This is a genomic window from Curtobacterium sp. 'Ferrero' (assembly GCF_002412165.1).
Taxonomy (GTDB): Bacteria; Actinomycetota; Actinomycetes; order Actinomycetales; family Microbacteriaceae; genus Curtobacterium.
Genome location: NZ_NXIA01000042.1, coordinates 1 through 6,689, shown reverse-complemented (window position 1 = coordinate 6,689; position 6,689 = coordinate 1). Strand labels below are relative to the sequence as shown.

8 protein-coding genes are annotated in these 6,689 nt (G+C 75.0%); 5 read left to right on the top strand and 3 right to left on the bottom strand.

Annotated elements, in window-relative coordinates; translation table 11 throughout:
* Nucleotides 1-241 precede the first annotated feature (241 nt).
* The 3 genes from Csp2054_RS17495 to Csp2054_RS17485 are packed head-to-tail and all read right to left on the bottom strand — an operon-like array spanning nt 242 to nt 2,588.
* Entirely contained in the window at nt 242-895 is a 654-nt protein-coding gene (locus Csp2054_RS17495; RefSeq protein ID WP_096900832.1) for a response regulator transcription factor, read from the bottom strand.
* The gene (locus tag Csp2054_RS17490) at nt 892-2,076 is read right to left on the bottom strand and encodes a sensor histidine kinase (RefSeq protein WP_096900831.1); all 1,185 of its coding nucleotides are present in this window, start codon (nt 2,074-2,076) and stop codon (nt 892-894) included. Before Csp2054_RS17490 ends, Csp2054_RS17495 begins: the two co-directional genes overlap by 4 nt.
* 2 nt (nt 2,077-2,078) lie before the next feature.
* Nucleotides 2,079-2,588, bottom strand: a complete 510-nt coding sequence (locus Csp2054_RS17485) for a hypothetical protein (protein ID WP_096900830.1) — start codon at nt 2,586-2,588, stop codon at nt 2,079-2,081.
* Nucleotides 2,589-2,747: 159 nt separating this feature from the next.
* On the opposite strand from Csp2054_RS17485, the gene Csp2054_RS17480 reads away from it, so the two are divergent.
* The 5 genes from Csp2054_RS17480 to Csp2054_RS17460 all read left to right on the top strand — a co-directional run bounded on the left by Csp2054_RS17480 (nt 2,748) and on the right by Csp2054_RS17460 (nt 6,627).
* On the top strand, nt 2,748-3,590 hold the full coding sequence (locus tag Csp2054_RS17480; RefSeq protein WP_096900829.1) for a spermidine synthase: 843 nt from the start codon (nt 2,748-2,750) through the stop codon (nt 3,588-3,590).
* Between the two features lie 242 nt (nt 3,591-3,832).
* On the top strand, nt 3,833-4,468 hold the full coding sequence (locus Csp2054_RS18340; RefSeq protein ID WP_176491777.1) for a hypothetical protein: 636 nt from the start codon (nt 3,833-3,835) through the stop codon (nt 4,466-4,468).
* 120 nt (nt 4,469-4,588) lie between these two features.
* Nucleotides 4,589-5,440 (top strand): hypothetical protein, encoded by an 852-nt coding sequence (locus Csp2054_RS17470; RefSeq protein ID WP_096900827.1) that lies wholly within the window; start codon nt 4,589-4,591, stop codon nt 5,438-5,440.
* Entirely contained in the window at nt 5,437-5,922 is a 486-nt protein-coding gene (locus Csp2054_RS17465) for a SprT-like domain-containing protein (protein ID WP_096900826.1), read from the top strand. Before Csp2054_RS17470 ends, Csp2054_RS17465 begins: the two co-directional genes overlap by 4 nt.
* Nucleotides 5,923-5,931: 9 nt before the next feature.
* Nucleotides 5,932-6,627 (top strand): CGNR zinc finger domain-containing protein, encoded by a 696-nt coding sequence (locus Csp2054_RS17460; RefSeq protein ID WP_096900825.1) that lies wholly within the window; start codon nt 5,932-5,934, stop codon nt 6,625-6,627.
* Nucleotides 6,628-6,689: the final 62 nt, after the last annotated feature.

The window sequence follows — 6,689 nt, the reverse complement described above, 5'->3', positions numbered from 1 at the left end:
CGGCGGCGCGACGGTGCACCGGCGACGGCGGGCCCGGCGGAGCGCGCGGGCGGGCGCGTCGCGGTCACGGGGGACGGCGGATGCGAGCGGTGTGGGGCCGCCGGGCATCGACACGGTCCGGGTGACGACGCGGTGAACGGTACGTGGCGTGTCTTGGCGCCGGCTGGGGAGCGCCGTCACCCGGCTCGCCCTGCCACGCCCCGAGGTCCCGGCAGTCGCGGCGACCCCGGTTGTACCGGCCTCAGCGCAGGACGCGCGCGACCGCCTCCGCGCGGGTCCGGACGCCGAGCTTGGCGAACACCTGGTTGACGTAGGACTTCACCGTCGGGACCGTCAGGTACAGCTCGGCGGCGATCTCCGGGTTGGTCCGGCCGGCCGCGATGCGCTCGAGGACGTCGGCCTCTCGCGGCGTGAGGTCCGGGAAGCGGCCGCGCAGCCCGTCGGACGGGTCCGGCGCGGCGGGTGCGACGACGGGCACGGACAGCCGTGCGACGAGCCGGGCGCCGACGGACGCGTCGAAGGTCGCCTGCCCGGACGCGACCGCGCGGACGGCGGTCGCGATCTCGTTCCGCCCGGCGTCCTTCGTGAGGTACCCGCGGGCACCGGCCCGGAGCGCCGTCACGATCGACTCGTCGTCTGCGAAGGTGGTGAGGACGAGCACCCCGACCTCCGGGTGCGCCTCGGTGATGCGTGCGGTCGCGGTCGGGCCGTCCACCACGGGCATGCGCAGGTCCATCAGCACGACGTCCGGACGGTCGCGCTCGACGGCGGCCACGGCCTCGGCACCGTCGGCGGCCTCCCCGACGACCTCGAGGTCCGGCACGAGCGACAGCACCGTCACCAGGCCGTCCCGCACGATCGCCTGGTCGTCGACCACGAGCACGCGGATCGTCACGACCGCTCCCCACTGTCGTCCAGGGCGCCGGGGCCGGCGACGGGTACGCGCATCGCCACGACGAACGCGCCGTCGCGGATGCCGGCGTCCACCGACGAGTCGTCGCCGAGCTCGGCGAAGCGCTCGCGCATCCCGGTGATCCCGTGCCCGTCGGAGCCGAGCGGGTTGGCGACCGTGACGGACACGGCGGAGCCGTCCCGGACCACCGACACCGCCACGGGACGGCCCGGCGCGTGCCTGCGGGCGTTGCTGAGTGCCTCCCGGCAGACCTGGACCACGGCGGCGCGGTGCGCCGCGTCGAGCGCGTCGAGCACCTCGTCGCCCTGCGCCGTCACCGTCCCCCCGAAGGACCGGTGGTCCGCGAGCAGCGTCCCCAGTCGGGAGGCCCGGCTCGGCTCCGGTGCGTCGTCCCGCGCTGGCACGTCGGTGTCGTCGCGGAGCGCCCGCACCGCCCGTCGTGCCTCGGCCAGTCCGTCGGCGGCGAGCGTCCGCGCCTCGCCGGCGCGACGGGTCGCCTCGTCGACGCGGCCGGCCTCGAGGAGAGCCTCGACGGCGTCGAGCTGGAGCACGAGCCCGCCGAGCGAGTGCGCGAGGACGTCGTGGACGTCCCGCGCTGCCCGGGCGCGGTCGGCGAGCAGGGCGGCGCGCTGCTGGTCGGCGAGGGCCTCGCGGGAACGCTGCTCGGCGATCCGGAACTGGCGGCGGCTGAAGCCGATGAGGACGCCGAGGAGGAGGCCCGCGCTCGTGCCGAGGACGAGCTGCACCGGTGCGTGGAGGACGGTCGCGGAGAGTGCGGTCACGCCGAGGGCCACCACCGCGGCGACGGCGCCGAACCAGACCGGCAGGGTGACGGTGGCGCCGAGGAGCACGATGCCGACGATCACCGGGACGATCATCAGCGAGTCGGTGGGGACGACGACCGGGGAACCGGCGAGCACCATGACGACGCCCGCGGCGAGGACCACCCGGGTGGACCGGCCGAACTCGCGGAGGAGCCAGGCGGCGAGCGCCACGCCCCCGAGCACCCACACCCACGCGGGGTGGTGGAGGGCGGTGCCGTTCCGGACGAACCAGAACAGGACGACCACGACCCCGAGCCCGTTCAGGGCCCAGGCGAAGCCGGGACGGGGCCGGCCACCCCCGTCGCGGGGGAGGTCGGCCAGCTCCGGCTCGGCGAGCATGGTCACCGGACCATCATGCCGCTCGTGCGACGGGCGCCGCGGGGGATGCGCTGGTCGACGACGACGGCGCGGGCGGCCCGGTTCAGGGCGAGGACGAGCAGGATCGTGCCGGTCGAGGTGAGCAGGTGGGCGCCGAGGTGGCCGCCGAGGACGTCGAGACCGATGCGCACGACGATGAGGACGACCCAGAGCGCGGCGCCGGTCCAGCCGGTGCGGGACTGCAGCGTGCGGCCCTTGCTGTCCGGGGTCGACACGGTGCGGAAGCGGGTGATGCTGCCCATGGTCAGGCCGACGCCGATCGTGACGAGGGCCTCGATCGCGAGGAACACCACGTCGGTCGTCGTCACGGTGACGCCCGAGTTCGCGAGGACGACGACGCCGACGACGCCCATCACGAGCGGGGTGCGCCAGATGCGCGTCGGGTCGAGGTACTGCCAGGTGGCCTGCCGGTAGGCGAGGAACCCGACCAGGGCGAGACCGAGGAGGACGTTGACGACGAGCTGGGCGGACATCGGGTGGACCTTTCCGTTCGTGGCCCGGCGGGGGCTTCCCGTCGGCGTCCGGCGGGCGTTCCCGTCGGGGTGTTCCCAGCCTCGTTCGCGGGCGTCCGCGGGCACACCAACCACGGGTGGGGTGCGGGTGGGGATCGGCGGTGGTGTTCCATTGGGGGCATGGCTGATGCGTTCGACGGGTTCCGGATCGGTGCGGGGTACGCGGTCGTGGAGCCGGACCGGCACCGGCCGGGGTCGTTCACGCTCGTGGTGGACGGGACGCCGCAGTCCCACGTCGACCTCGAGGACCCGACGCACCTGGCGTTCGAGTACATCCGGCGGATCGGACACGCGGTCGACCTGTTGCCGTCCGGGCCGATCACGGCGCTGCACCTCGGGGCGGGGGCGCTCACCCTGCCCCGGTACGTCGCGGTGACCCGGCCTGGCTCGCGACAGCAGGTCATCGAGCTGGAGCGGGACCTCGTCGACCAGGTGCGTGCGGTCCTGCCGTTCCCCCGGGGCGCGTCGATCCGGGTGCGCTACGGCGATGCCCGTGAGGTCCTGTCGAAGCTGCCCGCGGGTCTGCGTGGGTCGGTGGACCTGGTGGTCGTGGACGTGTTCGGTGGGTCGCAGATCCCCGCACACGTGACGAGCGTCGAGTTCTACCGGTCGGTGGCCGAGTTCCTGTCGCCGACCGGGATCGTCGCGGTGAACGTGGCGGACGGTGCCGGACTGGCGTTCGCGCGTGGGCAGGCCTCGACCCTGCAGTCGGTGCTGCCCTCGGTGGCGGCGGTGGCGGACACCGGGATGCTCAAGGGCCGACGGTTCGGGAACATCGTGCTGCTCGGCTCCCCGACCGACCTGCCCGTGGCGGACATGCCGCGGCGGTACTCCTCGGACCCGATGCCGGCGAAGGTCGTGCACGGGGCGGAGCTGCGTTCCTTCGTCGCCGGAGCGCCGATCGTGACCGACCAGACGGCGGTGGCGTCGCCCGAGCCGAACCGGAGCGTGTTCGGCGCCTGAGCCGCGGGCGGCCGTCGCGCGGCGGACGGTCCACGGAACGCGCGCGTTGCGACGTTGCACGCGTCGATCCCGGGTTGCTTCGTCGGACCATGCACGCGCATGTCTGCTCCCGTGTCGATCGCGACGAAGCACGCGTCGATCGACGCGTGCTTCGTCGCGCCTGTCGGGCGCTCGGCGGGACGGACGGGCAGGATGGGCGGAACGACCGTGCAGGGGATGACCGAGCGAAGGGTGTGCACGCCATGACGAACGACGACCGGAGCTACCAGGACCGGCCGGGCGACGAACCCCGGTACGGCGAGCGCGCCGACCACACCGACGCACCGCGGTACGGCGAGCAGCAGCAGTACGGGCAGCAGCAGCCGCCGCAGTACGGACAGCGGGCCCCGGAACACGGAGGCGCACCCGCGTGGGAGCAGCACCAGCAGCCGTACGCTGCGGCCGCGGCCGGCGGACCCGCCTGGCAGTCGTACGACGAGCCGAAGCCGAAGAAGAAGACGGTCGGCGTCGTCGCGTTCGTCGTCGGTCTGGCGGCGCTCGTGGTCGGGATCGTCGCCGGGGTGCTCTTCGGCGGCGCGTTCGGCGGCTCGTCGGCGCTGCGCGAGGCGACGCAGGGTTCGTCCGCGACTCTGAGCGACTCGGCCATGCAGGAGCTCCTCCGCTCACCCGGTGCGGTCACGGCGTCGCTGCTGTTCTACCTCGGCACCGCGCTCGGCCTCTGGGCCATCGTGCAGGGCATCGTCGCGGCGGCGACCAAGCGCGGCCGGGCCTGGGGCGTCTGGGCCATCGTGCTCGCCGTCGTCGCGGTCATCGTCTTCTTCGTCGTCACCGCCGTCAGCATCGCCGGAGCAGCGGCGAACGCGGGCTTCGCGCCCTGATCCGACCACACCACCGGACGGCCCGTCGTGCTCCGGCACGGTGGGCCGTCCCGCGTCCGGACACCCCCCCGTGCGCGTGGCACCGACGACTCTCGGCCGCGCGCGGCTACCCTCGAACCGATGTCGCTCCCGCCCGAAGACCGCCAGCCGAACGACCGCACCGACCGCGCTCGTGAAGGCCGCCACGCCGCGCCCGTCACCGCCGGCGTCAGCCCGGGCTCGACGTTCGCCCCGATCAGCCTCCGCCCCGCCGTGGACGCCGACGCCGTGCAGCAGCGCCTCCGCGACCTCGGCCAGAGCCGGAGCACCGACGCGCTCGCCGAACGTGCCGAACTCCTCCGGCTGCTCGGCCGCCTGGACGAGTCGCTCGTGGTCGCTGAGGAGGTCTTCCGGCTGACGATGTTCACGGGCGAACGGCAGGACAAGGTCGCGGCGCGGATCCGCCGCGCACATGTGCTGCACGACCTGGGCCGGTACGACCGTGCCGCCACCGAGGCAGCCCTCGCACGGGACACCGCCCGGACCGAGGAGTGGCCGGAGCTCGAGGGCGCCGCGGCCGAGCTCGAGGGCTGGTCGCTGTTCGAGAACGGCCGCTTCGAGGAGGCCCGCGCGGCGCTGTCCCGCGCCTACCAGGCGTTCCGGCAGGCCGGCGCGCCGTCCGAGCGCACCGACGCGCTGCGCACCGCGGTCGAGGCGGCGATGCGCGCCGCCATCTCGACGACCGACGACCAGCAGGAGAAGCCGCGCACCGCCCGCGACGTGGCTGCCCGCCGGGCGGAGGACGACGACGCGTCGGCACCCCGCGCCTCCCGTCCGGACCAGCCGACACCGTCGGAACCGCAGGAGCCGCCGGTCCGTCGCCGTGTGCTCGGCGCCCCGGACGCCGCGCGGACCGAGGCGGACGACCTGTGGGGCCGCATCGCGGCCCGGGCCGCGCGGAAGGGCCAGGCGGACCCGCGTCCCGAGCGATGACGGGGGAGCTCGACGCCGTCCGGGCCCGTGCCGCCGCGCTGATGGCGGAGCACCTCGACCGGACGTGGACGTTCGCGTTCGACCACGCCAAGACGCGCGCCGGGCAGTGCGACTTCGCGAAGCGGCGCATCACGGTGAGCCGGTACCTGGCCGCACGGTTCTCGGACGACGACGCCGACCAGGTGCTCCTCCACGAGATCGCGCACGCGCTGGCGGGCCCGCGTGCCGCCCACGGACCGGTGTGGCGCCGGACCGCAGCGGCGATCGGCTACACGGGGTCGCGGCTCTACGACGGGCCGGTCGCCTCGGAGCTCGCCCCGTGGGTGGGCAGGTGTCCGGCCGGGCACGAGCACGTCCGCTACCGCAGGCCGACGAGGACCCTGGCGTGCGCGAAGTGCTCCCGGCGGTTCGACGCCCGGAACGTGATCACCTGGCAGCACAGGTCCAACACGACCGCTGGCGCGGAGGCCGTAACCCGTTAGCCTGGGCGGATGCACACGGGGCAGCACATCCGTACGGACGCCGGGTCCTCCTGGTTCTTCGACGCCGGCCGGATCGCCCTGGACTTCGCCCACACCGGCGGGTTCGCCGACGATCCTGACGGGCGCCGGCCGCGCGCGCACCTCGGGGAGCTCCTGGCGACCCCGGCCGACCTGGACGAGTGGCTCGGCGACCACACCGAGCCGATCGACGTCGGTGCCACGGCGCGTGAACTGCACGACGCACGGGAACTGCGCGCCGCCATCGCCCGACTCGCAGTGGCGGCTGCCCCGGCCGCGGCGTCGACCGCGGCGGAGCGCACCGCCGTCGCGGCGGGCCTCCGCGCCGGCACGGGACGCACACGCCCGGCGCCGGACGACATCGACACCGTCAACCTGTTCGCCGCGCTGCCCGACGTGCCGCCGAGCCTGCCCGGTGGCCGTCGTCGGGCCGGGGCGAACCGGGTGCGGCTCGCGCAGGCACTGTCGAGCGTGGCCCGCGACGCGGTGGCGCTGTTCTCGGAGGTGGGGTTCGACGACGTCGAGGCGGACGGGCGTCCGACCCGGCTGAGCCGGTGCTCGGCGGACGACTGCGGCCTGGTGTTCTACGACTCGTCCCGCGGAGGCACGCGTCGGTGGTGCTCGATGCAGCGGTGCGGGAACCGGGCGAAGGTGCGGGCGCACCGGGCACGGCGCGCGGCGAGCTGACCGCGGCGGACGCGGTGGGCCGACCGCCGCGGGCACGGCGGGCCGACCGCGGCGGGCACGGG